27 protein-coding genes and 1 riboswitch are annotated in these 26344 nt (G+C 44.9%); of the genes, 2 read left to right on the top strand and 25 right to left on the bottom strand.

The features are described 5' to 3' along the window. Window positions 1-14 precede the first annotated feature (14 nt). Complete coding sequence (locus JQX68_RS08895) at window positions 15-377, bottom strand: Asp23/Gls24 family envelope stress response protein (protein WP_014663939.1); 363 nt, start codon at window positions 375-377, stop codon at window positions 15-17. Between the two features lie 276 nt (window positions 378-653). On the opposite strand from JQX68_RS08895, the gene rpmB reads away from it, so the two are divergent. After that, window positions 654-842 carry a 50S ribosomal protein L28 gene (gene rpmB, locus JQX68_RS08890; RefSeq protein WP_003221548.1) on the top strand — a complete coding sequence of 63 codons (189 nt, stop codon included), beginning with the start codon at window positions 654-656 and terminating at the stop codon, window positions 840-842. 72 nt (window positions 843-914) lie between these two features. Here rpmB and spoVM read toward each other — a convergent pair whose 3' ends face one another. The 17 genes from spoVM to JQX68_RS08805 all read right to left on the bottom strand — a co-directional run bounded on the left by spoVM (window position 915) and on the right by JQX68_RS08805 (window position 18478). Next, on the bottom strand, window positions 915-995 hold the full coding sequence (gene spoVM / locus JQX68_RS08885) for a stage V sporulation protein SpoVM (protein ID WP_003221545.1): 81 nt from the start codon (window positions 993-995) through the stop codon (window positions 915-917). A 72-nt stretch (window positions 996-1067) separates the two neighbouring features. Next, window positions 1068-1712 (bottom strand): thiamine diphosphokinase, encoded by a 645-nt coding sequence (locus JQX68_RS08880; protein WP_041521333.1) that lies wholly within the window; start codon window positions 1710-1712, stop codon window positions 1068-1070. 76 nt (window positions 1713-1788) lie between these two features. Further along, on the bottom strand, window positions 1789-2439 hold the full coding sequence (rpe, locus tag JQX68_RS08875; protein WP_069840339.1) for a ribulose-phosphate 3-epimerase: 651 nt from the start codon (window positions 2437-2439) through the stop codon (window positions 1789-1791). A 4-nt stretch (window positions 2440-2443) separates the two neighbouring features. Beyond that, window positions 2444-3340, bottom strand: a complete 897-nt coding sequence (gene rsgA, locus JQX68_RS08870; protein WP_147771887.1) for a ribosome small subunit-dependent GTPase A — start codon at window positions 3338-3340, stop codon at window positions 2444-2446. A 14-nt stretch (window positions 3341-3354) separates the two neighbouring features. After that, window positions 3355-5301, bottom strand: coding sequence for a serine/threonine protein kinase PrkC (gene prkC / locus JQX68_RS08865; protein ID WP_134975540.1), 1947 nt, complete (start codon window positions 5299-5301; stop codon window positions 3355-3357). Next, window positions 5295-6059: a protein-serine/threonine phosphatase PrpC gene (gene prpC, locus JQX68_RS08860; RefSeq protein WP_014663933.1), complete on the bottom strand. Its 765-nt coding sequence runs from the start codon at window positions 6057-6059 to the stop codon at window positions 5295-5297. Before prpC ends, prkC begins: the two co-directional genes overlap by 7 nt. A gap of 6 nt (window positions 6060-6065) precedes the next feature. Further along, window positions 6066-7157, bottom strand: coding sequence for a dual-specificity RNA methyltransferase RlmN (gene rlmN, locus JQX68_RS08855; protein ID WP_205440623.1), 1092 nt, complete (start codon window positions 7155-7157; stop codon window positions 6066-6068). Between the two features lie 3 nt (window positions 7158-7160). Next, window positions 7161-8504, bottom strand: a complete 1344-nt coding sequence (gene rsmB / locus JQX68_RS08850) for a 16S rRNA (cytosine(967)-C(5))-methyltransferase RsmB (RefSeq protein WP_040083190.1) — start codon at window positions 8502-8504, stop codon at window positions 7161-7163. Then, window positions 8491-9444 carry a methionyl-tRNA formyltransferase gene (gene fmt / locus JQX68_RS08845; protein WP_147771886.1) on the bottom strand — a complete coding sequence of 318 codons (954 nt, stop codon included), beginning with the start codon at window positions 9442-9444 and terminating at the stop codon, window positions 8491-8493. Before fmt ends, rsmB begins: the two co-directional genes overlap by 14 nt. Before the next feature lie 4 nt (window positions 9445-9448). Continuing rightward, window positions 9449-9931: a peptide deformylase gene (def, locus tag JQX68_RS08840; protein WP_214285029.1), complete on the bottom strand. Its 483-nt coding sequence runs from the start codon at window positions 9929-9931 to the stop codon at window positions 9449-9451. Between the two features lie 26 nt (window positions 9932-9957). After that, window positions 9958-12375: a primosomal protein N' gene (gene priA / locus JQX68_RS08835; protein WP_205440622.1), complete on the bottom strand. Its 2418-nt coding sequence runs from the start codon at window positions 12373-12375 to the stop codon at window positions 9958-9960. Further along, window positions 12372-13592, bottom strand: coding sequence for a bifunctional phosphopantothenoylcysteine decarboxylase/phosphopantothenate--cysteine ligase CoaBC (gene coaBC, locus JQX68_RS08830; protein WP_147771883.1), 1221 nt, complete (start codon window positions 13590-13592; stop codon window positions 12372-12374). The genes priA and coaBC overlap by 4 nt, the downstream gene beginning before the upstream one ends. An 80-nt stretch (window positions 13593-13672) precedes the next feature. Further along, window positions 13673-13876 (bottom strand): DNA-directed RNA polymerase subunit omega, encoded by a 204-nt coding sequence (gene rpoZ / locus JQX68_RS08825; RefSeq protein WP_003221520.1) that lies wholly within the window; start codon window positions 13874-13876, stop codon window positions 13673-13675. 3 nt (window positions 13877-13879) lie between these two features. After that, window positions 13880-14494: a guanylate kinase gene (gene gmk, locus JQX68_RS08820; protein ID WP_003232083.1), complete on the bottom strand. Its 615-nt coding sequence runs from the start codon at window positions 14492-14494 to the stop codon at window positions 13880-13882. Between the two features lie 7 nt (window positions 14495-14501). Continuing rightward, a complete protein-coding gene (remA, locus tag JQX68_RS08815) occupies window positions 14502-14771 on the bottom strand; it encodes an extracellular matrix/biofilm regulator RemA (RefSeq protein WP_003154355.1) in 270 nt (89 codons plus the stop codon). 76 nt (window positions 14772-14847) lie between these two features. Further along, complete coding sequence (locus tag JQX68_RS08810) at window positions 14848-15723, bottom strand: YicC/YloC family endoribonuclease (RefSeq protein WP_147771882.1); 876 nt, start codon at window positions 15721-15723, stop codon at window positions 14848-14850. An 82-nt stretch (window positions 15724-15805) separates the two neighbouring features. Continuing rightward, window positions 15806-18478, bottom strand: coding sequence for a calcium-translocating P-type ATPase, SERCA-type (locus tag JQX68_RS08805; protein ID WP_147771881.1), 2673 nt, complete (start codon window positions 18476-18478; stop codon window positions 15806-15808). Between the two features lie 121 nt (window positions 18479-18599). Between JQX68_RS08805 and rqcH the strand changes: the two genes are divergently transcribed. Next, window positions 18600-20312 carry a tRNA modification protein RqcH gene (gene rqcH / locus JQX68_RS08800; RefSeq protein WP_205440621.1) on the top strand — a complete coding sequence of 571 codons (1713 nt, stop codon included), beginning with the start codon at window positions 18600-18602 and terminating at the stop codon, window positions 20310-20312. 39 nt (window positions 20313-20351) lie between these two features. On the opposite strand, the gene sirC is transcribed toward rqcH, so the two are convergent. From sirC to JQX68_RS08765, 7 genes are all read right to left on the bottom strand, one after another. Further along, window positions 20352-20840, bottom strand: coding sequence for a precorrin-2 dehydrogenase (sirC, locus tag JQX68_RS08795; protein ID WP_205440620.1), 489 nt, complete (start codon window positions 20838-20840; stop codon window positions 20352-20354). Next, complete coding sequence (gene sirB, locus JQX68_RS08790; RefSeq protein ID WP_205440619.1) at window positions 20821-21606, bottom strand: sirohydrochlorin chelatase; 786 nt, start codon at window positions 21604-21606, stop codon at window positions 20821-20823. The genes sirC and sirB overlap by 20 nt, the downstream gene beginning before the upstream one ends. Before the next feature lies 1 nt (window position 21607). After that, window positions 21608-22381 (bottom strand): uroporphyrinogen-III C-methyltransferase, encoded by a 774-nt coding sequence (gene cobA / locus JQX68_RS08785; RefSeq protein WP_014663921.1) that lies wholly within the window; start codon window positions 22379-22381, stop codon window positions 21608-21610. A gap of 99 nt (window positions 22382-22480) precedes the next feature. Continuing rightward, entirely contained in the window at window positions 22481-23074 is a 594-nt protein-coding gene (gene cysC, locus JQX68_RS08780) for an adenylyl-sulfate kinase (protein ID WP_071580688.1), read from the bottom strand. Window positions 23075-23086: 12 nt separating this feature from the next. Beyond that, a complete protein-coding gene (gene sat, locus JQX68_RS08775) occupies window positions 23087-24235 on the bottom strand; it encodes a sulfate adenylyltransferase (RefSeq protein ID WP_103032040.1) in 1149 nt (382 codons plus the stop codon). 48 nt (window positions 24236-24283) lie between these two features. Continuing rightward, window positions 24284-25348 (bottom strand): sulfate permease, encoded by a 1065-nt coding sequence (gene cysP / locus JQX68_RS08770; RefSeq protein ID WP_040083201.1) that lies wholly within the window; start codon window positions 25346-25348, stop codon window positions 24284-24286. Window positions 25349-25359: 11 nt separating this feature from the next. Beyond that, entirely contained in the window at window positions 25360-26061 is a 702-nt protein-coding gene (locus JQX68_RS08765; protein WP_003238646.1) for a phosphoadenylyl-sulfate reductase, read from the bottom strand. 162 nt (window positions 26062-26223) lie between these two features. Next, window positions 26224-26329, bottom strand: a riboswitch (SAM riboswitch). Between the last annotated feature and the right edge of the window lie 15 nt (window positions 26330-26344).

Here is a 26344-nt window from a genome sequence, read left to right as displayed (position 1 = left end):
CCTACTCCTCCTAACTACGGGTTCGTCACTCGTACGCCTTGGACATAAATATTGACCGAGTCCACTGCGAGTCCGATGGTTTGATTTACTGTGTACTTTACTTTTGTTTGGACATTATGTGCCACTTCAGAAATTTTCGTGCCGTAGCTGACTATGATATACATGTCGATATGTATCTGTTCTCCTACTTGGCGAACTTGGACACCCCTGCTGAAATTCTCTTTCCGAAGGATTTCAGTCAGTCCGTCTTTAATCTGGTTTTTAGAAGCCATGCCGACAATGCCGTAGCAATCAACAGCCGCGCCTCCTGCAACCATTGCGATGACTTCATTAGATATATCAATCTGCCCGTACTTCGTTCTTAATTCAATGGACACACTATTTCCTCCTTCGAATGCATAGAGTTACAGCTATTCTACTATATGGTTTCCATTATGAAAAGACCAGGCAATAATTGCTGGCCGTACCTCTACATATACTATAGCGCTGCTGTTTCCGCAAGATGTCAAGTGAATTTTCTTGAAAGATGATGAAACAATAGTTGCAAACGTTTTTTAGCTGTGGTAAATTATTTAAAGTATCCATATCGAAAGCATCTAAGATCATATGAATGTTAAAAAGTAGATGTTTTGTGCAAGTGAGGAGGGAAACAAATGGCACGTAAATGCGTTATCACAGGTAAAAAAACAACAGCTGGGAATAACCGTTCTCACGCAATGAACGCTTCTAAGCGCACTTGGGGCGCGAATCTTCAAAAGGTTCGTATCCTTGTGAACGGAAAACCTAAAAAAGTATATGTATCTGCTCGAGCTTTGAAATCCGGTAAAGTTGAGCGTGTATAACAAAATGAACGCCTGCCTCAATATGTGGCAGGCGTTTTTATGTGGTGAAAGAGGGCTTTGAACCCCTGGGCATTAATCTTTTCTAAATGAGCCCAGCATCGCCCGGACAATTCCTCCTAAAAACTTCGGCAATTTAATGGTGTAAAATTTCATTTTTTGTCCCCTCCTATAACGTCCCGTAACCACCTTGTTCATTGTTTTCAGCAAATGAATGAAAGCACATGCTTAATCCGTGCTTCTTATCATTATTAATATGCCTTTTGCAAACGAAAAAGTACCTCGTGAATGAATGAGTTCGTTACTAATACATAGTGTTGAACCGAGCGTAATATGACAATTATTTAGAGGATATTTAAAACCGGTCAGAGTCAGCTCATGTATTTCTTCGGAAAACGGTATGAAGGAGATATATCGCTTATTTTCATCCTTCTCAATATCATATTCACCAGGAGGGAACATTTGAATATGATTTTGTTTGTCTATCAGCCTAATTTTTATGTTCGTTTTTACACCTCTAAACAGAAGCTGAATGTTTCCTAAAAAATGATCAGCTCTGCCGCCTGTAATGCCGAAAATCTGAATGATATCCGGATGCTTTTCCAGCGCCCAATCAAGGGCGAGGTCTAAATCTGTTTGATCTTTTTCTGCTTGATACACATGAAGGGCGGGAGCGGCTTGTTCTATCCGCCGGCGTTCTTGCTCTGTTATGCTGTCAAAATCTCCGAAGGCTTCAACAGGAATGATCCCGGCATCTAGAAGAGTGACGGTGCCTTTGTCAACACCGATCCAAAGCGCGTGTTCATCCGAATAGCCGGTTAGATCGGGAATGAGATTATTCGGGCCTCCCGCAACGATATTAATTGTTTTCATCTCTGATTCCTTTCTCTGCATACAGGAAAAAGAGCTTAGGCTATTGTATGCCCAGCTCTTTTCTAAAGCTGTTTATTTATTTTCCTCTGATTTCAGAAATTGCTTTTTTGCGGTCAGACTGGCCATAAACAGCTGAACCGGCTACGAGTAAATTCGCGCCCGCTTCAATGACTAGCGGAGCGGTTTCTTTGTTGACGCCGCCGTCTACTTCAATTAAGAGATCTTTTTTTCCTTTTTCATCAGCCATTCGCTTAACCTCTTTTATTTTAGGAAGGACTGAATGAATAAATTTCTGTCCGCCGAACCCTGGGTTCACCGTCATTAATAGAACAAGGTCGAGATCATCAAAAACATGCTCGATGACTTGTACAGGAGTATGCGGGTTTAGAACAACACCGGCCTTCACTCCTTGCTCTTTAATGAGCTGGATGGTACGGTGCAGGTGCGGACATGCCTCAGCATGCACAGACAGGATATCTGCGCCGGCTTTCGCAAAAGCCGGGATATAGCGATCGGGCTCTTCTATCATTAAATGAACATCGAGCGGCAGATCCGTTACAGGCCGGACTGCTTCTACAATCAGCGGACCGATTGTGATATTCGGGACAAAATGGCCGTCCATAACATCAATATGAATATAATCAGCTCCGCCTTTTTCTACATCTTTAATCTCATTGCCTAAAGAAGCAAAATCAGCGGAAAGAATAGATGGTGCAACCTTTATCATTATGCTAATACCTCGGCTTTCTGTCTTTAATCTCCGTCATAAATTCAACATAATGGTCATAGCGGTACTGCTTTATTTCACCGTCTTCAACAGCTTGTTTCACCGCACATTTCGGCTCTTTTAGATGTAAACAGCCTCTAAATTTGCATGAAGAGCTTTTTTCTCTTATATCTGGGAAGGTATAGCCAAGCTCTTCTTCCTCAATGTCTGTAAATTCAAGCGAGCTGAATCCTGGCGTATCCGCAACCAAGCCTCCGGACGTGTGTATCAGCTCCACGTGGCGGGTTGTGTGTTTCCCGCGGCCCAAATGCTCGGAAATCTCGTTTGTTTTCAATCCGAGCTCGGGACTGATCGCATTGAGAAGCGAAGATTTTCCAACACCGGATTGACCGGCAAATACCGTTGTTTTATCCTGAAAATGCGGGATGATGTCCGCTAAACTGTCTTGGTCCTTAGAGGAGGTAAGATACACGTTATAACCAATATTCCGATAATCTTCTGCGTAGGCTTGTATCGTATCTTCTGTATCTTGATCATCAATCAGATCCATTTTAGTAATGCATATGATCGGCTGAATATCATTGGCTTCGACGAGAACCAGGAAGCGGTCGAGCAACGCCGTGCTGAAAGAAGGCTGAACCGCTGAGAAAACAAGGACCGCTTGATCAACATTGCAAATTGGCGGCCTGATAAGCTCATTGGTTCTTTCTTTGATTTCCATCAAATATCCTTCTTTGTCATTTTCAGCCTGATACACAACGTAATCACCGACGAGAGGAGTAATTTTGTTCTTTCTGAAAATGCCTCTCCCTCTGCATTGTATTACTTTATCTGAATCCTCTGATTCATCCAGTACATAGTAAAAGCCGCTTAGCGCCTTAATAATTTTGCCCTCAGGCATATTTTCCCTCCTTGTTATTCATCTTTTGGATACTCAATGGTTTTGTAGCTGACAACTTTATTGTTTACCATTACTTGATAGTACCCTTTTTGGCCGGGTTCAATCTTTAGTTCGATCGTTCGTTCAGTCGGCTCTTTTATCTTAAATTCTTCGTAAGTGTCAGAGATGCTGTGATCCGCATCGTCAACCGCGATTTGCACTTGAAGTTCGTCCCCTTCATTTTCTGGTTCATAGGGGATCTCGACCTTTTCTTTCACTGTTTTCGCAGGTTTTTTCTCAGGTCCTAGAGAGAATGTCACTTCCACTTCATTTCCCGGCTTTACTGCCGTACCTGCTGCTGGTTTTTGTTTGACAACCTGTCCTTCTGGAACATCATCTGAGTATGCTTCTTTTTCTACAAGCTTCAAGCCGTTGTCTTCCAGATATCCAGACGCCGCTTCTTTACTGTAGGTTTTCAAATCTCTAAGCGTAATGTCTTCGGGTCCGATACTGACTGTGAGTTTGACTTGATCTTCACTCGGGACAAGCTCAGTCCCTGCTGAAGGATTTTGGTCAATGACAGTGCCCGCGTTTTTCTCGTCATTCACTTCATTTACCGTTACATGTTTAAACCCTTGGTCCTTCAGCGCTTTTTTTGCCTGGTCGACCGTTTGGCCTGTCACATCACCGATCTCCGTTTTTGCTTTTCCGGTACTCTTATAAAGGGTGACCGTGGCGCCTTCTTTAACTGTGGTTTCCGCTTTGGGATCCGTTTTTACCATCAGGCCCTCTTCAATTTTTTCGTCTGAGATTTCCAACACCTCGGAATCAACTTGTAAACCTTCTTTTTCCAAGAGGCCTGCTGCTTTTTCGTATTCCATTCCGGAGACATCAGGTATTTTGACATCCTTAGGCATAAAAAGCGACGGAAAAACAGTGACAGCAAGAATTCCAGCCGTGATAAAAACGAGGCATATCGTGAGCAAAACCCACGGCCACTTTTTTCTTTTGCCGTTTTTATTTGTTTTGTTTTCTTGTGCGGTTGTCAATTCAGCTTCTTTTTCGCCAGCAGCTTTAGCGAGTTCTTCATCTTTAATGATCGGTATCGCTTTTGTCATCTCTTCATCTTCTTGAATCGTAAATCTCTTTTCATTGAGTCTGTCAGCCTCAAAAGCGGTTTTTATGTCAGCTTCCATGTCTTCAGCCGTTTCGTAGCGATGAAAAGGGTCTTTGGCCGTTGCCTTTAGTATGATGTTTTCAACGCTTTGGGGGACTGACGGGTTCCACCTTCTAGTCGAAGGAGTTTCCGCTTGAAGATGCTTCAAGGCGATGCTGACTGCTGACTCTCCGTCAAACGGAATACGGCCCGTTAAAAGCTCAAATAGAACGATTCCAAGGGCATAAATATCCGATTTTTTTGTCGCTAAGCCGCCCCGGGCCTGTTCAGGTGATAAGTAGTGGACTGAGCCCAGGACAGAATTGGTATGGGTGATTGTGGTCGAACTTAATGCCGTCGCAATTCCAAAATCCGTTACTTTGATATTCCCCATGTGGTCAATCAAAATGTTATGCGGCTTGATATCTCTGTGAACAATCTGGTTTTGATGGGCATGAGCGATGGCTGAGACAATTTGCTCCATGATGTTCAGCGCTTCTTTAGGGTGAAGCGGCCCATTTGCTGTTATGTATTCTTTAAGCGTCATGCCTTCGACGTATTCCATGACAATATAATAAATATCATCTTCCTCGCCCAAGTCGTAAATGCTGACAATATTCGGGTGATCGAGGCTTGATGCGGATTGGGCTTCTCTGCGGAAACGCCTGATAAATTCATTGTCATTTGCATAGTCAAACCGCAGGATTTTGATCGCGACTTCACGGTCTAGAATAATATCCTCAGCTAAATACACGTTAGCCATTCCCCCGCCGCCTATGACGCGGAGAATTTGGTAACGCCCGCTGATCCGCTTGCCGATTAGCACTGATCTTCACCCTCTTCAACATGTAAAGCAAGCTCAAGCAAAACTGCTGTAATGTTGTCTTCTCCGCCATTCTGATTGGCTTTGTCCACAAGCAGGTTTACTTTTTCCTGAGGAGCTGAATCGCTTTGCAGGATGTCTTTTAACTCAGTGCCTTCCACTTTATTCGTCAGTCCGTCAGAACACAAAAGCAGTTTGTCTCCGGGTTCGATGTCAAAGGAACGTGTATCGATGCTGACTGACTGGTCTGTTCCAAGCGCCTTCGTCAACACATTTTTTCGCGGATGATGTTCAGCGTCTTCTCTGGAAATCTCTCCAGTACGAACCAGTTCATTTACAAGCGAATGGTCTTCTGTCACTTGAATGAAATCATCGTCCTGAAGCAAATAGCATCTGCTGTCACCGATATGGGCAACAGAAACCGTTTTCCCCGTAAATAGCGCACATACAATCGTCGTCCCCATGCCTTGGCATTCTTCGTGGGCTTGAGCGTGATCGTATATTTTGCTGTTTACTGAAAGAATCTGTTCAATGAGCCATTTTTCACATTCCGAAGGCGCTTGTGGAATTGTCTCTGCTTCATTCCATTTCTCCCCCATGGCTTTCACAGCCATCTTGCTCGCAACATCTCCAGCAAGATGGCCGCCCATGCCATCAGCGACAACCGCTAATACAAATTCATCTTTCCCCTTGAATATCCCCGCATCATCTTCATTATGCTGGCGGATTTTTCCTGTATCTGTTTTTAAGGCTGTTAACAACCCTCATCACCTCGTCTCGTCTTGACGCTCCTTCGCGCGAAGCTGACCGCAGGCTGCGTCAATATCATGTCCTTGCTCTCTTCGGATTGTGACATTTACTCCACGGGATTTCAATGTTTTTTCAAAAGCGAAAATCTGATCACGCGGTGTGCGCACATAGTCCCGTTCAGGCACGTAGTTTACCGGAATCAAGTTCACGTGGCATTTGACTCCTTCCAGCAAGTCGGCAAGCTCTTCGGCGTGTTCCACCTGGTCGTTTACGCCTCCAAACAGACCGTATTCAAAGCTGATGCGACGTCCCGTTTTATTAATATAATATTTAACGGCTTCCATGAGATCAGGCAGTTTATATGCTCTGTTAATCGGCATCAAGCGGCTTCTGATTTCTGTGTTTGGCGCGTGCAGAGAAATTGCAAAGTTAATCTGCATTTTCTGATCAGCAAATTCGTGAATTTTCGGGATGATTCCGCTCGTAGAGACCGTAATATGGCGAGCACCGATATTCAGGCCCTTGTCATGGTTAATGATTTTCAAGAAAGCGAGCATTTCGTTAAAGTTATCAAAAGGTTCGCCGATTCCCATGATCACGACAGAGCTGACGCGTTCATCCGTTTCATCAAGAGCTTTTTGCACTTTAACTACTTGAGCGACAATTTCACCTGCTTCAAGGTTTCGTTTTAAGCCTCCAAGCGTTGACGCGCAGAATGTGCAGCCAATACGGCAGCCGACTTGTGTCGTTACACATACAGAATTGCCATACTCGTGTCTCATTAAAACGGTTTCGATGGTATAACCGTCATGAAGCTCAAACAAAAACTTCATCGTACCGTCTTGAGAGGTTTGTTTAACAGCCGTTTTCAGCGTTGTTAACACAAAGTGAGTGTTTAATTTCTCACGCAGATCCTTTGACAGGTTTGTCATTTCTTCAAAAGAAGATACGCGTTTTTCATATAGCCATTCAAAGATCTGAGCTGCCCGGAACGGTTTCTCCCCGTTGTCTGTCAGCCATTGTTTGATTTCATCTAATTCAAAAGAATAAATAGACGGACGCTCTGTCCGCAACTCTTTTCTTACTTTTGTTTTATTAAGTTCTGCCATTGCTTATCCCTTCTTTCTCATGCTGCAAATAAAGAAACCATCTGTTCCGAAATAATGAGGAAGGATTTGCAGCCTTCCATCCCGAACAAAGGGTCTCGCCTTTTCGGGCAGCCGCTTTTCAAGAGACAAATCGGGTTCAAAATCAGGATGTTCTTGTATAAACGCATGTATTACTTCATCATTTTCTGTCCGGTCCATTGTACACGTACTGTAGACAAGAGTGCCACCTTTTTTTACTAATGGTGCGATTTCCCTCAGGATCGACAGCTGGATTTCAGCTAGACGCGCGCTGTCATCAGGCTTTTTCGTGTATTTCATGTCCGGCTTTCTTCTGATAACGCCGAAACCAGAGCACGGGGCATCAACCAATATCCGGTCAAACTTTTCGTTTTCAAACGTTTCCCCTGCTTTTCTTGCATCCATTGTCTCCGCATGAATGATTGTCAGGCCAAGACGGTCTGCCGCTTCTTTGATCAGCTTCACTTTATGTTTGTGAAGATCAAGCGACGTAACGCTCCCCTTGTTCTTCATTAATTCTGCGATATGAGCCGATTTGCCGCCAGGCGCCGCACACGCGTCAAGCACTGTTTCATCAGGCTTAGGATCAAGGGCGCGGGCGACGAGCATGGAGCTCTCATCCTGGATGGATACTTCGCCGTTTTGGAAGAAATGAGTTCCGGCAATTGATCCCTTTAAGAGCTTCACAGCATCCTCAGCGAGATCGCCTTTTTCAACTTCGATTCCCTCAGCAGCCATTTGATCAAGCAGTTCAGCTCTGTCTGCTTTCATTTGATTGACACGCAGCGTTTGCTTCGGCGGTATGAGGTGGATACGGCAAATCTTTTCGGCCGCGTCAAACCCATACGCATCCGCCCACTCTTTCACAAGCCATTCCGGATGGCTTGTTTCTATCGCCAGCCGGCGTACAGGATCTTCGATGGCGTCAAAGGATGGAACACCTTCGCGCTGGATAGAACGAAGCACGCCATTGACAAAAGAAGCAATGCCTTTGTGTCCGCGGATTTTAGCAATCTCAACCGCTTCATGGATGGCTGCCCTATCTGGAATCTTCTCCAAATATTCCATTTGATATAAGGATAGGCGAAGAAGCTGAATCACCCACGGCTTTACCTTTTGAGGCTTATTGATAAACGGTTTAAGCATATAATCAAGCGCGATTTTGTTTTGTAATGTCCCATAGACAAGTTCAGTCAAAAGCCCTCTGTCCTGATCACTCAGTTCATTTGATTTAATGACCGATTTCAGCAGCAGATTGCTGTATGCCTGGTTTTGTTCTAATTTGATGAGCGCTTCAAGGGCGATGTCACGAACACTAGTTTTTTTCATTATTTACTCCTAACACATCTCCGGCTTCAACATGAGCGCCCCGCACAAAGTCCTCGCCTTTCATGCGTTTTTTGCCGGCCGGCTGAAGCTCAGTTAATAACAGGGCCGTATCATTACCTGTGGCAACGATAATCCCTTCCTTTTCAACTGCAACGACTGTGCCGGGCTCAGCTGTTGTTGGTGCTGGTGTTTTTTTCGACGCCCACACTTTCAAGTTTTGTCCGTTTAGAGTTGTATAAGCAACAGGCCATGGATTTAATCCGCGGATCTGGTTGTAAAGCTCTTCGCCCGTTCTGGACCAGTCGAGCAGTTCTTGCTCTCTTTTGATATTAGGCGCGTACGTCGCTTGCTCTTCATCCTGCTTTTCGGGTGATATGCTGCCGGCAATGACGTTTGGAACCGTTTCAGACAATAGCTTCGCGCCAGCAACGCTTAATTTATCGTGCAGCGTTCCGACATTATCGGTTTCTTCAATGTCCACTTCCACTTTTGAGATCATGTCTCCGGCATCCAATTTTTCTACCATATACATAATGGTAACCCCGGTTTTCTTCTTTCCCTGCAAAATAGAGTAATGGATCGGAGCCCCGCCGCGCAGTTGCGGCAAAAGAGACGCGTGAACGTTAATGCAGCCGTATTTCGGGCTGTCGAGAAGCTCCTTAGGCAAAATTTGTCCGAATGCCGCCGTTACAATAAGGTCAGGCTTTAATGCCAGCACTTTTTCAATTTCTTCTTTCAATCTGACTTTTTCCGGCTGAAGAACCGGGATGCCGTGACGCAATGCCTCTTCCTTGACCGGAGGAGGTGTCATCACTTTTTTTCTGCCTTTCGGACGGTCCGGCTGTGTGACGACCCCCACTACTTCATATCCGTCCTCAATCAAGGTTTTTAAAACAGGAACTGAAAAATCCGGCGTCCCCATAAATACGATTCTCGTCATCAAATCATCCTTCCATATCCGCTAGTTCATCTTCTGTATAGTATTTACTGATTTTAGATGTAAACAGCACACCGTCTAAGTGGTCCATCTCGTGCTGCACAGCTCTCGCTAAAAAGCCTCGCGCTTCCAGAATGAACGTTTTTCCCTGACGGTTAAACGCACGCACTTTGACATAATCAGCACGTGTGACATCACCATAGACGCCAGGAAAGCTCAGGCATCCTTCAATTCCGGTTTGCTCACCGCTTTTCTCTAAAATTTCAGGATTAACGAGATCAATTCTGCCTCTGTCATCCCCGATATCTACGACAGCCACTCTTTTTAAGATGCCGATTTGCGGCGCTGCCAGTCCGACTCCATCCATTTCAAGCATGGTGTCGTACATATCATCAAGCAGTTTTCTTAGCTTTTTATCAAAAACAGTCACGCTTTCCGTCGGTGTTTCCAAAACCTCCGCCGGATGTGTGACGACCTTTTTTACTGCCAATTTGTTACCCTCCAAGACGTGAGATCTTACATCATCATATAAGGATTCATATCAATTGAAATCATTACATGCTTTTGTTCAATTTCGCGTTTATAATGTTCCAGTATCTTCTTCAATAAAGCGGATAACTGGGTTTCCTGTTTGTATTTTATCACGCATTGATAGCGATATCTATCTTTGATCCTGGCTATCGGCGACGCGCTTGGCCCGAGGATTTTCGTGTCAGCTCCGCAGTTTACTTTCAAAAAATGAGCGATTTTTTCAGCTGTAACCGCTGCTTTCGCCACTTCCTCATGAGAAACCGTCACAAGAGCCAAAAAGTAGTAGGGCGGATATGATTGCTCTCTCCTATGCGCCATTTCATGCTGATAGAACGTTTCATAATCATGCGTTTTCGTCAGCTGGATACTGTAGTGAGACGGTGTATACGTTTGAATGGTGACATGGCCGGGCTTTTCATGCCTGCCTGCCCGGCCGCTGACTTGCGTTAACAGCTGAAATGTTTTTTCAGCCGATCTGAAATCAGGAATATGAAGTGTTGTATCGGCACTTAACACTCCGACAAGCGTGACATTCGGAAAATCAAGCCCTTTCGCGATCATTTGCGTTCCGAGAAGAATATCCGCTTTTCCTTCTCCGAAAGCTGACAGTAGTTTTTCATGGGCGCCTTTCCTTGATGTCGTGTCAACATCCATCCGAATCACTCTCGCATTTGGCAGCACTTTTGTCAGCTCTTCCTCCACTCGCTGTGTTCCCGTTCCGAAAAAGCGGATATGCTCGCTTGCGCATTCAGGACAAGTATGCGGAACAGGCTCTTCATGTCCGCAATAATGACATTTCAGCCTTTGGCCGTAACGATGATACGTCATGGAAATGTCGCAGTGCGGACATTGCGGGACATAGCCGCAATCCCTGCACATCACAAAGGAAGAATAGCCTCTTTTATTTAAAAACAGCACCGCCTGCTCACCCTTGGCAATCGTTTCTTCAAGCTTTTCCATCAATTCAACAGAAAACATCGAGCGATTGCCGCTTCGAAGCTCCTCTCTCATATCGACAAGCGAAACCTCAGGCATCACTTGATGGTTAACGCGGTGCTTCAGTGAGAGAAGCTCGTACACGCCCTTTTGCGCCCGTGCATATGACTCTAATGTCGGCGTAGCACTGCCTAATACAACCGGGCAGCTGTGATGCTCAGCCCGCTTGATTGCCACCTCTTTCGCATGGTAGCGCGGCATTTCTTCCTGTTTATAAGAAGACTCGTGCTCTTCATCGATGATAATCATTCCGAGATTTTCAAACGGAGCAAAAATTGCGGATCTGGCACCGACGACAAGCCGTACTTCCTTCCGGTGGATTTTACGCCACTCGTCATATTTTTCCCCTGTGGATAAACCGCTGTGCATGACTGCCACCTTGGAGCCGAAGCGGCCCTTAAAGCGATTGACCATTTGCGGCGTCAGCGATATTTCCGGTACGAGGACGATGGCTTCTTTTCCTTTCGCCAGTACTTTTTCAATTGATTGCAGATAAATTTCCGTTTTTCCGCTGCCTGTCACGCCGTGAAGGAGGAACACTTTATGCTCATCCTTATCCAATGTCTCGCGTATGGGCTCAAAGGCAGCTCTCTGTTCGTCTGTCAGTGGCAGCGGCTCTGTTTTTTTGAACATTTTATCCTGATAGGGATCTCTGTAGACCTCTTCATAGCTTTCCCTCAAAAGCCCTTTTTGGATAAGGGTTTTGATGGTCGCAGAGCTCGCGTCCGTTCTTTTGCACAAGTCCGCCGCAGGGATTTTCACACCTTCTGGCTCAGAGATGAAAAAGTGAAGAATCGCCTGCTGCTTGGCTGCTTGACGGGACAATCCCTCAGCCTGCTTAGCAAGCTCTTCTTTACTCACATTTGCCTGAATATGCCTCACCATTTTTTTATTTGTTTTTTGCGCGACTTTATAGGTTACGTCTATGCTCCCTTTTTGAACATGCTTTTGAATTAGTTTCAACGTATTATGATCGGGTATATCTGAATACAGCAGCGTCTTTGTTTCGGAAAACAGCCGCTCCACTTGCGGCGGAAGCTCAGCTCCGTTTGCAATTTTTAATTCTTTTTCATATTTTGCCTTTAATGCGGCAGGCAGCATTGCTTGAAGTGCCGTTATTTTAAAAGACAGCGTTTTGTCGGACAGCCATGATGACAGATCCATAAGCTCCTCTGTCAGAACAGGTGTAAGATCTAATAAATCCTCTACTTCCTTGACAGATTTTCCCGATAGGTCAGATGCTTCTTTGACTGCTGTTACAAACCCCTGAATCTTACGGGGGCCAAACGGAACAATGACCCGCATCCCCGTTTTGATCATACCCTTGAGATGGTCTGGGATTTTGTAATCAAAAGGCCTGTCTATATTTTTGGTGCTGACATCCACGATGACCTCTGCAAAATTCATGTTCTTTCTCCGGTTTGTTTTGAGAGGGCTGCGATCTCCTGAAGAATTTCAAACGAAACATCGAGCTTAGACATGATCGGAAGTTCGCGCTTATGCCCGTCTTTGAAAAAGATTGTCACAATATTCGTATCAGCACCAAAACCGGCCCCATTTGCTTTCACATCATTTGCCACAATCAAATCAAGGTTTTTAGCGGCAAGCTTTTTACGTGCATAGTGTTCAATGTCTTGTGTTTCAGCGGCAAATCCGACTAAAATCTGCTCTTTCTTTTTCTCGCCCAATTCTTTCAAAATATCGACCGTTCTTTTCAGTTCTAAGGTCATACCGCCGTCTTGTTTTTTCATTTTATGGTCAAATACTGTTTTTGGCGTAAAATCGGCTACCGCAGCTGTTTTGATGACAATATCGCTTGCTTCATACACGGAGAGCACAGCTTCGTGCATATCCGCAGCCGATTGAACAGGGATAAACTGAGCAAGTCCTTTGGGCTGATCAAGTGAAACAGGCCCAGAAATTAAAGTTACCCGTGCACCAAGCCGGACTGCAGCCTCCGCTAATGCGTAGCCCATTTTGCCCGTCGATTTATTGGTGAAAAACCGGACAGGATCAACCGCTTCCCGTGTTGGGCCGGCTGTAATGACCACACGTTTGCCTTCTAAAGGGGCGGATGTTTCATCAGCAAAATGTTTTTCGGCCAGTTTTACGATATTTTCAGGCTCTTCCAATCTGCCTTTTCCGACGTAACCGCATGCTAAATAGCCCTCACTCGGCTCAATAAAACGATAACCGTCCTGATACAATACAGAAATATTTCGTTTGACTGCCGGGTGGTCATACATATGAACGTTCATCGCCGGCGCGATCCAAACGGGAGCCGTCGCTGCCAACAATGTTGTTGTCAGCATATCATCAGCGATGCCGTTAGCCAGTTTTCCAATCACATTAGCCGTAGCCGGCGCCACGATAATCAAGTCGGCCCAGTCTGCGGCGTCAATATGGGAAATGACACTTGGATTTTGTTCTTTAAATGTATCTGTATAGACTTCGTGGCGGCTCAATGCCTGAAATGTCAGCGGTGAAACGAATCGGCAAGCTGATTCAGTCATAATCACTTTCACATTTGCTCCTGCCTGAACCAGCTTGCTCGTTAACGCACAGGCTTTATAAACAGCGATGCCTCCGCTCACGCAAAGTAACACATTTCGATTGTTAAGCAATGAATTCTCCCCCTCTGCACTTTACAAAACCGCACGGAAAAAAATAACAACCTACATGATATAGGTTGCTACTTGTGCTACTATTCGCGGTCTTCCTTTTCAAACGAAAGCAGGCCTGCATCAATTTCTTCTAAAGCTTTGCCTACATATTTGTGTGAAATCGTATGTTCAATCATTTGGTCTTTTTTGATTTGCATTTCACGGGCACGTCTCGCAGAAACAGTCACGAGCGTGTATTTGGAATCTAATTTATTCATTAAAGAATCAATTGACGGATCTAACATTGATTATTCAACCTCCAGCATTTTCTTATATCTTGGTGCAACACGTTCACGCTTCAAATGTTCAGCAAGAACGATTGCTTTGATTTTATCGCAAGCCGTTTCGACATTATCGTTTTCAACGACATAATCATAAGCATCCATCATTTCAATCTCAGCTTTTGCGGCTTTCATTCGATTTTCAATCAGAGCGTCTGTTTCTGTGCCTCGTGTCACGATTCTGTTCTTTAGTTCAGAAAGGCTTGGAGGCGCAAGGAAAATAAACAGACCTTCCGGGAAAGCATTTCTCACTTGAAGAGCCCCTTGGACTTCAATTTCTAAAAAGACGTCTTTTCCATCTTGAAGCGTCTGTTCAACATAATCGACAGGCGTGCCGTAATAATTGCCGACATACTCTGCCCATTCAAGCAGCTTGTTGTCCGCAATCATTTGCTCGAATTCGTCTCTTGTTTTGAAAAAATAATCGACTCCGTTCACTTCGCCCTCTCTTGGACTTCTAGTGGTTACTGAAATCGAATATTCAAATTTTGTGTCTTCCTGCGAAAAAATCGCTTGCCGAACCGTTCCTTTACCAACTCCTGAGGGACCTGAGAGAACGATTAATAACCCTCTTTCTTTCATGCGGCAATTACCCCTGCCCTTCATCCATAATTTCTTCTTTAACAGAAAGTCTGTGTGCAACTGTCTCAGGCTGGACGGCAGATAAGATAATGTGATCACTATCCATGACGACAACTGCACGGGTTCTTCGTCCGTATGTAGCGTCAATTAGCATTCCGCGGTCTCTTGCATCCTGGATCATCCGTTTGATTGGCGCAGACTCCGGGCTGACAATCGAAATCATCCGATTGGCGGAGATTATATTGCCAAATCCGATATTAATCAGTTTAATCGTCATCTTCTACGTTCCCCCTGTAAAATAGACGTCTCTAGTTTAGCCTAGTAAGACCGTCTGTAAACAATACGCACAGTCACTATTCTATATTTTGCACTTGTTCTTTTATTTTTTCAATAGAACTTTTCATTTCAACGACAAGCTTTGTGATCTGATGATCATTTGCTTTTGAGCCGATCGTATTTGCTTCCCGATTGAGCTCCTGAACGAGAAAGTCGAGTTTGCGCCCGACAGCTCCGCCACTAGCTAATATATCACGAAACTGGGTGAAGTGGCTCTTCAGCCTGGTAATCTCTTCAGTAATATCAGAGCGGTCTGCAAAAATAGCGCATTCTGTTACAAGCCGGCTCTCGTCTAATACATCTTCAGTCCATTCTTTGATTCTGGCGTACAGCCGTTCCCGGTAACGAGATACGACATCTGCAGCAAGCAATTCAGTTTCTCTCACCAGCTCTTCAAGCTGATCAATATGCATCAGGCAGTCTTTCGCTAAGAGCAGCCCCTCTTTTTCACGCATTTCACAGAGGCCTTTTACCGCTTCCTCTGCAGCATCGGTGATCAATGCCTCCAGCTTGTCATTTTGCGTCTGTTCTTCATGAACCTGGACGACGTGATCAAGCTTAAAGAAATCCATCACATCGGGCTCAGCAGACAATTGATACCGCTTCTTCATATCTCTCGCAGCTGCGACAAACTCATCGAGCAGCGGCCAATCAATCTCAAGCTTTTTCTCAACAAGCATATCACTGTCAACAGATACGAAAAGCTCAATTCTTCCACGCTGGATATGCTGCAGAATGGTCTGTTTCAGCTTATCTTCAAAATATAGCAAAGGCCTTGGCAAACGAGCGTTCACTTCCTTAAATCTGTAGTTCACGGATTTAAGTTCTACGCTTACAGAGAGATCATCTTGTGTTTTGCTTGCACTGCCGAAGCCTGTCATACTTCGTATCATTTTAAAACACCCAATTCTTCCCTGTTCTCATAATAAAAGGGCAATAGACATGCTATTACCCCTAAGATTATATCATATGGATTTATTTTTTTCTTGTTAAAAGTGACCCCGCCAGCAAAAAAGTAGGGATGGCGGACATACCGATGACGAGCATCCAGTCTCCCGGGGTGATGGCTACGGTATGGAAAATCGGCTGAAGCGGCGGATAGTAGATCACGACAAGCATCAGCAAAATGGATGACAATACCGCACCGATTAAATACAGGTTTTGAAACGGATTTCTGGAGAAAACAGAAGTCTCGCTTCGGCAGTCAAAAACGTGAATAAGCTGAGCCAGCACCAATGTTGCAAATGCGATCGTCTGGGCATAAGCCAAATTTTCTGGATTGCGGTGGTACACAATGATAAACGCTAAAATAGTGGCAGCTCCGATTAAAAATCCTCTGGAGACGACCTTCCACCCTAGCTTGCGGGCAAATACCCCTTCTTTCGGATGACGGGGCTTGCGCTTCATTACGTCTCCTTCCGGCTGATCCATGCCGAGCGCCATTGCCGGCAATCCGTCCGTCACCAAGTTGACCCACAAAATCTGAATCGGAACGAGCGGCAAAGGAAGAGCGAGCAGCATCGCAAACAGCATGACAAGGATTTCCCCGACATTAGAAGCTAACAGGTATCTAATAAACTTTCTGATATTTTCGTAGATGTTCCTGCCTTCTTTTATCGCTGATTTAATCGTCGCAAAATTATCATCCACGAGCACAAGAGATGACGCTTCTTTAGCCACGTCTGTCCCGGTAATGCCCATAGAGACGCCGATATCAGCTTGTTTAATGGCAGGGGCATCATTGACGCCGTCTCCCGTCATCGCCACGATATGCCCGTTCTCCTGATAGGCTTTTACGATTTTCAGCTTATGCTCAGGAGAAACGCGGGCAAATACATACACATCCTCCACTACATTAGAAAGCTCTTCTTGAGAAAGTTCATTCAGCATTTTCCCATCCATAATTTTTCCGCTTTTCGGAAGGAGGCGCAGATCTTTCGCAATCGCTTTAGCGGTCTCCACATGATCACCTGTAATCATGACGGTCTTAATTCCCGCTTCACGGCATTCTTTAATCGCCTGTCTGACTTCCGGCCGCGGCGGGTCAATGATACCTGAAAGGCCGAGCATCGTCAGATCTTTTTCCGCCTGCTCCATTGACGGTGTTTCGCCTGCTCTTATCGGCCTGTAGGCGACCGCTATCGTTCTGAGCGCCTGAGATGCCAAATGTCTTAATACCGCCTCTGTTTCTGCTCTTCTTTCATTTGAAAAAAGAGCGGCTGAGCCGTCATAATAAATACGGGAAGATCGCTGCATCAGTACATCCGGTGCACCTTTTGTAACGATATAGCGCTTTCTGTCCTGATCCTCTACGATGACAGTCATCATTTTCCGTGCAGAATCAAAAGGAAATTCTTCAATCACCCTGTAGTTTGCTTCAACAAACTCCTTTGAAAAACCGCCTTTTCTTGCCGCGGTGAGCAGCGCCCCCTCTGTCGGATCTCCGTCAAGCACATATTCTCCGTCTCTTTTCTCAATATTGGAGTTGTTACAGAGCGCCCCGAACAGAAGCATCTGCTGAAGCGGCTTATGTTCATTGATACTGACCTCTTTTTCGTTCAGTGTGAAGCTTCCTTTCGGTTCATACCCGGCCCCTGTCACTCTCCATGTTTTCCCTCCGGACCACACATGTGTCACCGTCATTTTGTTTTGGGTCATTGTCCCTGTTTTATCTGAACAAATGATAGACGCACACCCAAGCGTTTCAACAGCAGGAAGCTTTCTAACAATGGATTTTTGTTTAATCATCCGCTGTACACCAAGCGAGAGCGCCACGGTGACAATCGCCGGCAGCCCCTCTGGAATGGCGGCTACCGCTAATGAGACACCCGCTAAAAACATGCTGTACAGATCATGACCCTGAATAACACCGACAGCAACAACAAGAACGGTCAGAAGCAATGCAACAACAATCAAAATCTTCCCGAGCTGCTCCAATCTTCTTTGCAGCGGGGTTGACAGCGTCCCTGCCGATTCAAGCATGTCGGCAATTTTCCCCATTGCTGTATTCATCCCTGTCCCGACGACAACCCCGACACCGCTGCCGCGGGTCACAATCGTTCCCATAAATGCCATATTGGTAATATCGCCAAGTGAAACATCCGGTTTTTTCAGTTTATCAGCCTGCTTCACAACCGGGATTGATTCCCCGGTGAGCGCTGATTCTTCTATTTCAAGGCTTCTCGCTTCAACAATTCGAACGTCCGCGCCAATCCTGTCCCCGCTTGTAAATTTCACAATATCCCCCGGCACAAGTTCCTTAGAAGGAATCTTTGTCCAGCTTCCTTCCCTGAGTGCCATGACATGCGGTGTTGAAAGCTCTTTTAAAGCTTGAAGAGATTGCTCAGCTCGCCTTTCTTGAAAGAAACCGAGTATGCCATTCACAAACACAATCGCAATAATCGCAACCGCATCTACATATTCACCAAGAAATCCTGAGATTAACGTTGCCGCCAGAAGCACAAGCACCATAAAATCTTTGAACTGCGCGAAAAACAAGAGAAGCGCTGACGTTTTTTTCCCTTCTTGCAGCTCGTTTGGCCCATGCTTGTCAAGGCGTTTTTTCACTTCTTTTTCTGTTAATCCTTGTTTCATGGACGTATTGGTTGCCTCTAGTAAATCTGTTTGTCCCATTTCATGAAACTTCATTCCGCTCGTCCACTCCCCTGCTCTCTTATAGAGATATCACTCTATAAGCATGCTTATTCTGACTCGTCCCATTTCATGCTATAATTATCGAATGCAGGAAGAATGAGAGGGTGTATTGCATATGTCGTTTGATGGCATGTTTACATACGGAATGACACACGAACTTAACGAGAAAATAATGGGCGGACGAATTACAAAAGTCCATCAGCCATATAAGCACGATGTGATTTTCCACATCCGTGCCAAGGGAAAAAACCAAAAACTATTATTATCGGCACATCCGAGCTATTCACGGGTGCATATCACGACACAAGCCTATGAAAATCCAAGTGAACCGCCAATGTTTTGCATGTTGCTGAGAAAGCATATCGAAGGCGGATTTATTGAGAAAATCGAACAAGCGGGCTTAGACCGCATTATGATTTTTCATATCAAAAGCCGAAACGAAATTGGTGATGAAACCGTGCGAAAGCTTTATGTAGAAATTATGGGCCGCCACAGCAATATTATTTTGACCGATGCTCCAGAAAATGTGATCATCGACGGACTTAAGCATTTATCGCCGTCAATGAACAGCTACCGTACAGTACTGCCCGGCCAAGATTATAAGCTTCCGCCTGCCCAGGACAAAATATCACCGCTTGAGGCGTCAGAAGATGATATTTTGCGTCACCTCAGTTTTCAAGAAGGACGGCTTGATAAACAAATTGTCGACCACTTTTCAGGGGTGTCTCCGCTTTTCGCCAAAGAAGCGGTTCACAGAGCTGGCCTCGCCAACAAAATCACACTGCCAAAAGCATTGCTGGCACTGTTTGCCGAAGTAAAAGAGCACCGTTTCATTCCCAACATTACGACTGTTAACGGAAAGGAATATTTTTATCTGCTGGAGCTGACTCATCTAAAAGGCGAAGCGCGCCGTTTTGATTCATTAAGCGACCTGCTCGACCGTTTTTATTTCGGAAAAGCTGAACGAGACCGGGTCAAACAGCAGGCTCAAGATCTTGAGCGGTTTGTTGTCAACGAACGGAAGAAAAATGCCAACAAAATCAAAAAATTAGAGAAAACACTGGAGTATTCGGAAAATGCGAAGGAATTCCAGCTTTACGGGGAGCTTTTAACCGCTAATTTATATATGCTGAAAAAAGGTGATAAACAGGCTGAGGTCATCAACTATTATGATGAAGAAAGTCCGACCATCACAATTCCTTTAAACCCGAACAAAACACCTTCCGAAAACGCCCAGGCCTACTTCACGAAGTATCAGAAAGCGAAAAATTCGGTCGCGGTTGTAGAGGAGCAAATCAGGCTGGCACAGGAAGAGATCGAATACTTCGATCAGCTGATTCAGCAGCTTTCCTCCGCTTCTCCCCGGGATATCAGCGAAATCAGGGAAGAGCTTGTAGAGGGCAAATATTTACGCCCTAAGCAGCAAAAAGGCCAGAAAAAGCAAAAAACGCACACCCCGGTGTTAGAAACATACGAATCCTCCTCTGGACTGATGATTTTAGTGGGGAAGAACAATCGCCAAAATGAATATTTAACGACAAGAGCGGCTGCCAGAGATGATATTTGGCTTCACACGAAGGACATTCCTGGCTCCCACGTTGTGATCAGAAGCAGCGAACCGGATGAGCAAACAATCATTGAAGCCGCGACAATTGCAGCTTATTTTTCAAAAGCTAAAGATTCAAGCTCCGTGCCTGTAGATTATACAAAAATCAGGCATGTCAAAAAACCGAACGGCGCGAAACCCGGTTTCGTCACCTATGACAGCCAGCATACCGTCTTTGTCACGCCAGATGCTGATACTGTCATCAAGCTGAAAAAAAGCTGAGCCGCATAAAGAAAAGCCAGAGCATTATTATGCTCTGGCTTATTTCTTTCTTCTCAATTGATAAAGCCTATCCACTTCAGCAACAAATTCGCCGTCAATCAGCTTATCCATGTTTTCAGCAAGCTCTTTTGTGTGCTTTGGACTGGCTCCGCTTGTAGAAACGGACACCGTGACATACCCTCTTTTTACGATTTTCGGCATATATACATTGCCAAGCTCAGCGTCACTGACACAATTGACAAGCTGAAAAGGCGAAGCGGATTGGGCAATTTCTTTGTTCACTGCTGCATCATCCGTCGCGGCAATAATGAAAAAAGCATTGAGATAATCTTCTTTTTCGATCGTCCGTTTTTTCCATTTGATGCGTTGATCTTCTGCCATTTGCTTGATTTCCGGTTCAACATCCGGACTGACAAGCGTTATATCTGCTCCTTCAGAAATCACCGTTTTCAGTCTTCTGAGAGCGATGCTGCCGCCCCCCGCAATGACAACCTTCTTCTTTTCCAGGCTAATGTGCAGCGGAAGCATATGAACCTCCGTCAAAATCAAATTGTCCCTCAGGATTTGCCGCAGCTTCTCTCACACGGTTTAAAAATGCGTTCTTCACATGAGGGTGGAAACCGATATAAGAAGAAAGATAGACATTCGGATTATGAGCTTTTAATGTCTGAACCTCTCGTTCGATTTCATTCATCAGCATACCCGTAAAGAGCAAATACGGAACGATAAAGGTTGTTGTGCCGTCATCTTTTTCAAGTTCTGAAAAAACCTCTTTGTAATCCGGGCCGCATGCTGTCAAAAAGCACGGAATGACTTCCTTGACTGGAACCATTTCCTGAAGAAGATGAGCAATACCAGTCACGTCTCTTTTGACATCTGGATCTGAACTTCCCCTTCCGATGAGCACCACTCTGGCATTTTCATACGGAACACCAATGTCTTTCATTCGATGATATACAGCCTTTACTACTTCTTCGTCAATCCCGATCGGCTTTCCGTATGAAATATGGACTGACGGAAATCGGGATGCAGCACGCGCAATTTCTTCCGGAATATCATGTTTTGCATGCGCAGCTGTTAAAAGAAGCAGAGGCACCACTGCGATATGAGTGGCGCCTTGCTTCACACATGCTTCAAATCCTGTCTCAATTGTCGGCTCCTGAAGCTCTAAAAAGCTGATTTCTTGTACTGGCACAGAGATGTGTGCCTTACACCCTTCCAAAAAGGCTGCGGCTTCTTGCTGAGCTTTTTTGACCCGGCTGCCGTGGCCGACATATAAAATCGCTTGTTTCATTTTACAACGCCTCGCTTAAATCTTGTTTTTTCAGTTCAGATTCAAACCATTCCAGCTTATAGTGATAATTTACAACATTTCCAATGACAATTAAACTCGGATTTGTAATGTTTTCTTTTATCACCGTTTCTGAAAGGGTGTCAACTGTACAAAAAACAGATTTTTGCTTGTCCGTTGTTCCCCAATGAATAAAGGCTGCCGGCGTAGAACCGTCCCGGCCGTTTTCAAGGAGTTTTCTTTCAATCTGCTGCACGTTTTTGATACCCATATAGATGACAAGTGTATCAATTCCTGTAGCCAGTGCTTTCCACTTTTCCTCAAAATCTTCATCGCTTTTATAATGACCCGTTACAAATGCGACATTAGAGCCCGCATCCCGATGAGTAACAGGAATCCCGGCATAAGCAGCTGCCGCGATTCCTGACGTAATGCCGGGGATGATTTCAAACGGTATGCCATTTTCAGAGAGGCATTCCGCTTCTTCCCCTCCCCTGCCGAACACAAAAGGGTCCCCGCCTTTCAGTCTGACAACTATTTTCCCTTTTTGCGCATACTTCACAAGAAATCGATTGATGGTTTCCTGCTTCATCGTATGAAAATCTGGAAGCTTCCCGCAGTAGATCAGGTCTGCTTGCTCTTTGGCATATTGTAAAATCTCTTTATTTACTAATCTGTCATATAAGATAACATCAGCTTTTTCAATGGCTTTCAGCGCTTTAATCGTCAGCAGATCAGGATCACCGGGACCCGCTCCTACAATATATACTTTTCCCATCGTATTTCCCCCGATCTATTCGAGTTCTTCCAGAACATTCACTTGTGATGTTGTTCTCGCTTGCATTCCGGCATCTGAGAAGAACGCAGCAGATCATATTCAGCTCAATTTTTGTTTGACAAACTCGATCAGCTGATTTTTACACGCTTCACGGTCATGCTGTCCTGAATCAAGAACGAGCTCTGGCGCTTCCGGTTCCTCATAAGGAGAATCAATTCCTGTAAAAAACGGAATCTCTCCGTTTCTTGCTTTTTTGTAGAGCCCTTTCGGATCTCTTTGTTCACAAATATCAAGGTCACATTTAATGTATACTTCATTGAATTCGCCAGTTTCCACAAGCTCGCGAACCTGCTGTCTGTCCTCGCGGAAAGGAGAGATAAAAGCAGTAATGACAATGGTTCCCTGCTGAACAAAAAGTTTTGCCACCTCTCCAATTCGGCGGATGTTTTCTTTCCGGTCTTCATCAGAAAAACCGAGATCCTTATTTAAGCCGTGACGGATATTATCCCCGTCCAGCACAATGACTTGGTAGCCTTGCTCAAATAATTCTCTCGCAGCGGCGTTGGCAATGGTTGATTTGCCTGAGCCGCTTAACCCTGTCAGCCAGAGAATGGAGCTTTTATGCTTGTTTTTTTGTTGGTACTCTTCTTTTGTGATAGAGGCTTCATGCCATACAATATCGCGATTTGTCACTGCCAGTCCTCCTTAAGATACGCCTACTTCTTCTTTTTTCTTCATCCCTTTGATTAACACTTCTACGACTTCTTTTCGGCTGAATTCGGCAGGAGGCAGCACACCGTCTCTCAGCATACCTCTTACCTTAGTGCCTGATAAAATGACGTGATGCTCTCTGCCATGAGGGCATGTTTTCGCTGTCCCCATATTTCCGCATTTTTTACAGAAGAAGCTGTGCTCGAATTTCAGCGGTGTAATCCCGAGTTCTTCAGGTTTGAATGTGTCAAACAGCTCCTGTGCTTCGTATGTTCCGTAATAGTCACCTACACCTGCATGATCACGGCCAACGATGAAATGTGTGCATCCGTAGTTCTTTCTGACAAGCGCGTGGAAAATGGCTTCTCTCGGGCCTGCATAACGCATCGCCGCCAAAAAGACACCAAGGAACACGCGATCTTTCGGGTAATAATGATCAAGAAGAACTTGGTAGCTTTCCATCCGTACATCAGCTGGGATGTCATCGGATTTTGTTTCACCTACTAACGGATTCAAGAACAAGCCGTCTACTGTTTCAAGAGCCGTTTTTTGAATGTATTCATGCGCTCTGTGAACAGGGTTTCTTGTTTGGAAGCCGACAATCGTTTCCCAGCCTTTTTCAGCAAACTGGCGTCTTGTTTCTGCCGGTTCAAAAGTAAACTCAGGGAACTGTTTTGAAGCTTTTTTAATCAACGTGATCGGTCCGCCGACATATGTATTGCCGCGGCTGAACAGTTTTTTAACACCCGGATGCTCCTGCTCATCCGTTTTGTACACATTGATAGCTTCTTTTTGTTTGTCAGGCACATACAGGTCTTCGATTTGGATAACGCCGTATGTGTCTCCTTCATACGTTAACTTTACCGTTTCGCCAACTGACAGTTCCGCTGCTTTTTGCGCATCGACCGGAAGTGTGATTGGAAGAGACCAGACAACGCCGGAAGAAAGACGCATGTTTTCGACAACAGATTCGTAATCTTTTTCATTAAAGAAACCTTCAATCGGGCTGTATGCACCGATACCGATCAATTCCAAATCCGCGAAAGAAATTAAATCAAGTTCAATTTCTTTTTGAATGCTGCTCACATCATATGATTCATCTACTCTATTTACTAATGTTCCTCCATGTGGTGCTAAGCTCATAACATCCATCTCCTCCTAGTTAACTTATAAAATTACTCAGATTAATGTTCAGATTCCCCCGCCTTGTTCGTGGACTGAGCGTCTCTCTTTACGAATGGCCTTTGTCAGGCTGACGGCACCGCCCGCCGCTAAAAGCACACTTACCATGATAAAGATCGAATAATAATCCGCTTTTAAAAACAAGGATACAAGCAGATAAGAAATCGATAAAGATAAAAACGGCGATACGATCCATACCTTCAGCATCGTTTGAACAACTTGTTTATGGAACACGTTCGGACCGTTTTTTGCCATGCCTATGCCGATAATAGACGATGACGTGACTTGCGCCAAGGGCACCGGCATCCCAAATACAGAACTGATTATTACCAGTCCCGCTCCTGTGCCAGATAAGAGAATGCCTTCTCCTTTTGAAAATCTCGTAATTTTCTTCCCGTTTGTTTCTAATACACGCCGGCCTAATAACAGTGCGCCGAGCGCAACAAAAGCTCCTCCGTACAAGGTCCCTTTTACGACATCAAGCACACCGGCAGCCACTAACGGGCCAACGGCATTCGCCACATTATTCATGCCGGCAGAGAATGCTTCGAAAAATCCGGCAACTAACAAAACAATGCCGAGGATTTTTTGCTGTTTAGAAGATTTCACTTCAATCTTAAAATAACGAAAAAGCTTAGATACGAAATAGGTGAAGCCAAAAGCGAACAGCGGGACAAAAACCCAAAATGTCACAATGATCAGAAGATTATTCACAAACAATACTTTATAAGCCACTCCCACGCCGACAACCGCGCCGACCGTCACTTCACTTGTCGATAAAGGAATGCCGAGCAGATTAGCCGTAAAGAGCGACAGCGCAGCAGCTCCAATAATGATGCAAACAATCGTCAGTGTAATCGTCTGTTCTGGGATAATGCCAGAGCTGATTGTTTTTACGACCTCGCCTCCGCCAATGACCGCCCCGGCCAAGACACCGACTGCGCATAGGATCAAAGCGTAGGTTTTCTTTTTGATGGCTCCAGAGCCGTAAGCAACTCCCATCGAAGCTGCAGCGCCGCTTGCACCAATATTCATCGCGAAAAACAAGCTAAATAAAATAGCGGCTAGTTCCATTTTGCAGCTCCTTATTCATGCAGTCCGCATTCTGTTTTCGCCATACCATTCCATCTGCCTGAACGCAGATCCTCTGCGGTAAAAGCGGGAGCAGTGCAAGGCGCACAGCCAATACTTGGGTATCCTTGGTCATGAAGCGGATTGTAGTCCAGTTCATTCCGTGATGTGTATCTCCAAATGTCTTTCCAAGTCCAATGGATAAGCGGGCAAACTTTTACTGACTTGAATTTTTCATCTTTGTTTAAGAAATTCGTATTGGCACGGCTTGGCCCTTGATCACGGCGCAGACCGGAAAGCCAGGCTGGATGTCCTGAAAGCGCCTCTCTTAAAGGAACGACCTTTCTAAGGTAGCAGCACTGATTCGGCTCTCTTTCCCACAGCTTGTCACCATATTCCTCGGCTTGTTCCTCAAGGGTGAGGTCTGGTTTTTTCAGGATGATATTAAGACCTGGATAACGCTCTTTCACTCGTTCAATTGTTTCATAGGTCTCTTTAAAATGAAGTCCTGTATCAAGAAACACAATCTCTGCGTCTTTTTTCACTTTATAAATTAAGTCAATCAAAACGATTCCCTCAATTCCGAAACTGCAGGCATAAACAAGCTGGTTGCCGTAATGGCCGTATGCCCACTTTAAAACTGACAGCGCTCCTTTATAAGGATCGTCTTCCGGAAATGTAATCGTTGGTTCTTCCCAATTATCATACGTTAACATTTCTTCTTTCCTCCTTTCGGAGACAAACAAACAGTAGCTTCCTGCCGGTTGTCTTTTCCCAATTGTAATGTGATTCTTGGCTGGTGATTTCAAACAGCCTTTTTGCCTCTTAAAATAAAAAACTTTCAATCCGGCGGAAAGAAAGACAGGAACAGCATGTAGCCCTTATCTTTCAAAATGGAATTCATTTTGCTGGAAGTAGCACCTTACAAACTATGCAGGTTGCCGGGCTTCATAGGTCCAGTCCCTCAGCCGCTCTTGATAAGTTTTTCAGATTTGTAGT

Source organism: Bacillus sp. LJBS06 (assembly GCF_016924995.1).
Lineage (GTDB): Bacteria > Bacillota > Bacilli > Bacillales > Bacillaceae > Bacillus > Bacillus stercoris.
The sequence above is the reverse complement of the archived record's forward strand: the minus strand, read 5'-3'. Positions and strand labels throughout refer to the sequence as shown.

Coding starts and splice junctions, on each gene's coding strand:
- sirB (WP_205440619.1), bottom strand. CDS start 21,606: ATGAAACAAGCGATTTTATATGTCGGCCACGGCAGCCGGGTCAAAAAA.
- rpe (WP_069840339.1), bottom strand. CDS start 2,439: ATGATAAAGGTTGCACCATCTATTCTTTCCGCTGATTTTGCTTCTTTA.
- cysP (WP_040083201.1), bottom strand. CDS start 25,348: ATGGAACTAGCCGCTATTTTATTTAGCTTGTTTTTCGCGATGAATATT.
- spoVM (WP_003221545.1), bottom strand. CDS start 995: ATGAAATTTTACACCATTAAATTGCCGAAGTTTTTAGGAGGAATTGTC.
- gmk (WP_003232083.1), bottom strand. CDS start 14,494: ATGAAAGAAAGAGGGTTATTAATCGTTCTCTCAGGTCCCTCAGGAGTT.
- JQX68_RS08805 (WP_147771881.1), bottom strand. CDS start 18,478: ATGAAGTTTCATGAAATGGGACAAACAGATTTACTAGAGGCAACCAAT.
- JQX68_RS08765 (WP_003238646.1), bottom strand. CDS start 26,061: ATGTTAACGTATGATAATTGGGAAGAACCAACGATTACATTTCCGGAA.
- priA (WP_205440622.1), bottom strand. CDS start 12,375: ATGAATTTTGCAGAGGTCATCGTGGATGTCAGCACCAAAAATATAGAC.
- rpoZ (WP_003221520.1), bottom strand. CDS start 13,876: ATGTTAGATCCGTCAATTGATTCTTTAATGAATAAATTAGATTCCAAA.
- JQX68_RS08810 (WP_147771882.1), bottom strand. CDS start 15,723: ATGATACGAAGTATGACAGGCTTCGGCAGTGCAAGCAAAACACAAGAT.
- rsgA (WP_147771887.1), bottom strand. CDS start 3,340: ATGCCTGAGGGCAAAATTATTAAGGCGCTAAGCGGCTTTTACTATGTA.
- fmt (WP_147771886.1), bottom strand. CDS start 9,444: ATGACGAGAATCGTATTTATGGGGACGCCGGATTTTTCAGTTCCTGTT.
- sat (WP_103032040.1), bottom strand. CDS start 24,235: ATGAGCTTAGCACCACATGGAGGAACATTAGTAAATAGAGTAGATGAA.
- rpmB (WP_003221548.1), top strand. CDS start 654: ATGGCACGTAAATGCGTTATCACAGGTAAAAAAACAACAGCTGGGAAT.
- rqcH (WP_205440621.1), top strand. CDS start 18,600: ATGTCGTTTGATGGCATGTTTACATACGGAATGACACACGAACTTAAC.
- rsmB (WP_040083190.1), bottom strand. CDS start 8,504: ATGAAAAAAACTAGTGTTCGTGACATCGCCCTTGAAGCGCTCATCAAA.
- JQX68_RS08880 (WP_041521333.1), bottom strand. CDS start 1,712: ATGAAAACAATTAATATCGTTGCGGGAGGCCCGAATAATCTCATTCCC.
- remA (WP_003154355.1), bottom strand. CDS start 14,771: ATGACGATTAAACTGATTAATATCGGATTTGGCAATATAATCTCCGCC.
- rlmN (WP_205440623.1), bottom strand. CDS start 7,157: ATGGCAGAACTTAATAAAACAAAAGTAAGAAAAGAGTTGCGGACAGAG.
- cobA (WP_014663921.1), bottom strand. CDS start 22,381: ATGGGAAAAGTATATATTGTAGGAGCGGGTCCCGGTGATCCTGATCTG.
- sirC (WP_205440620.1), bottom strand. CDS start 20,840: ATGCTTCCGCTGCACATTAGCCTGGAAAAGAAGAAGGTTGTCATTGCG.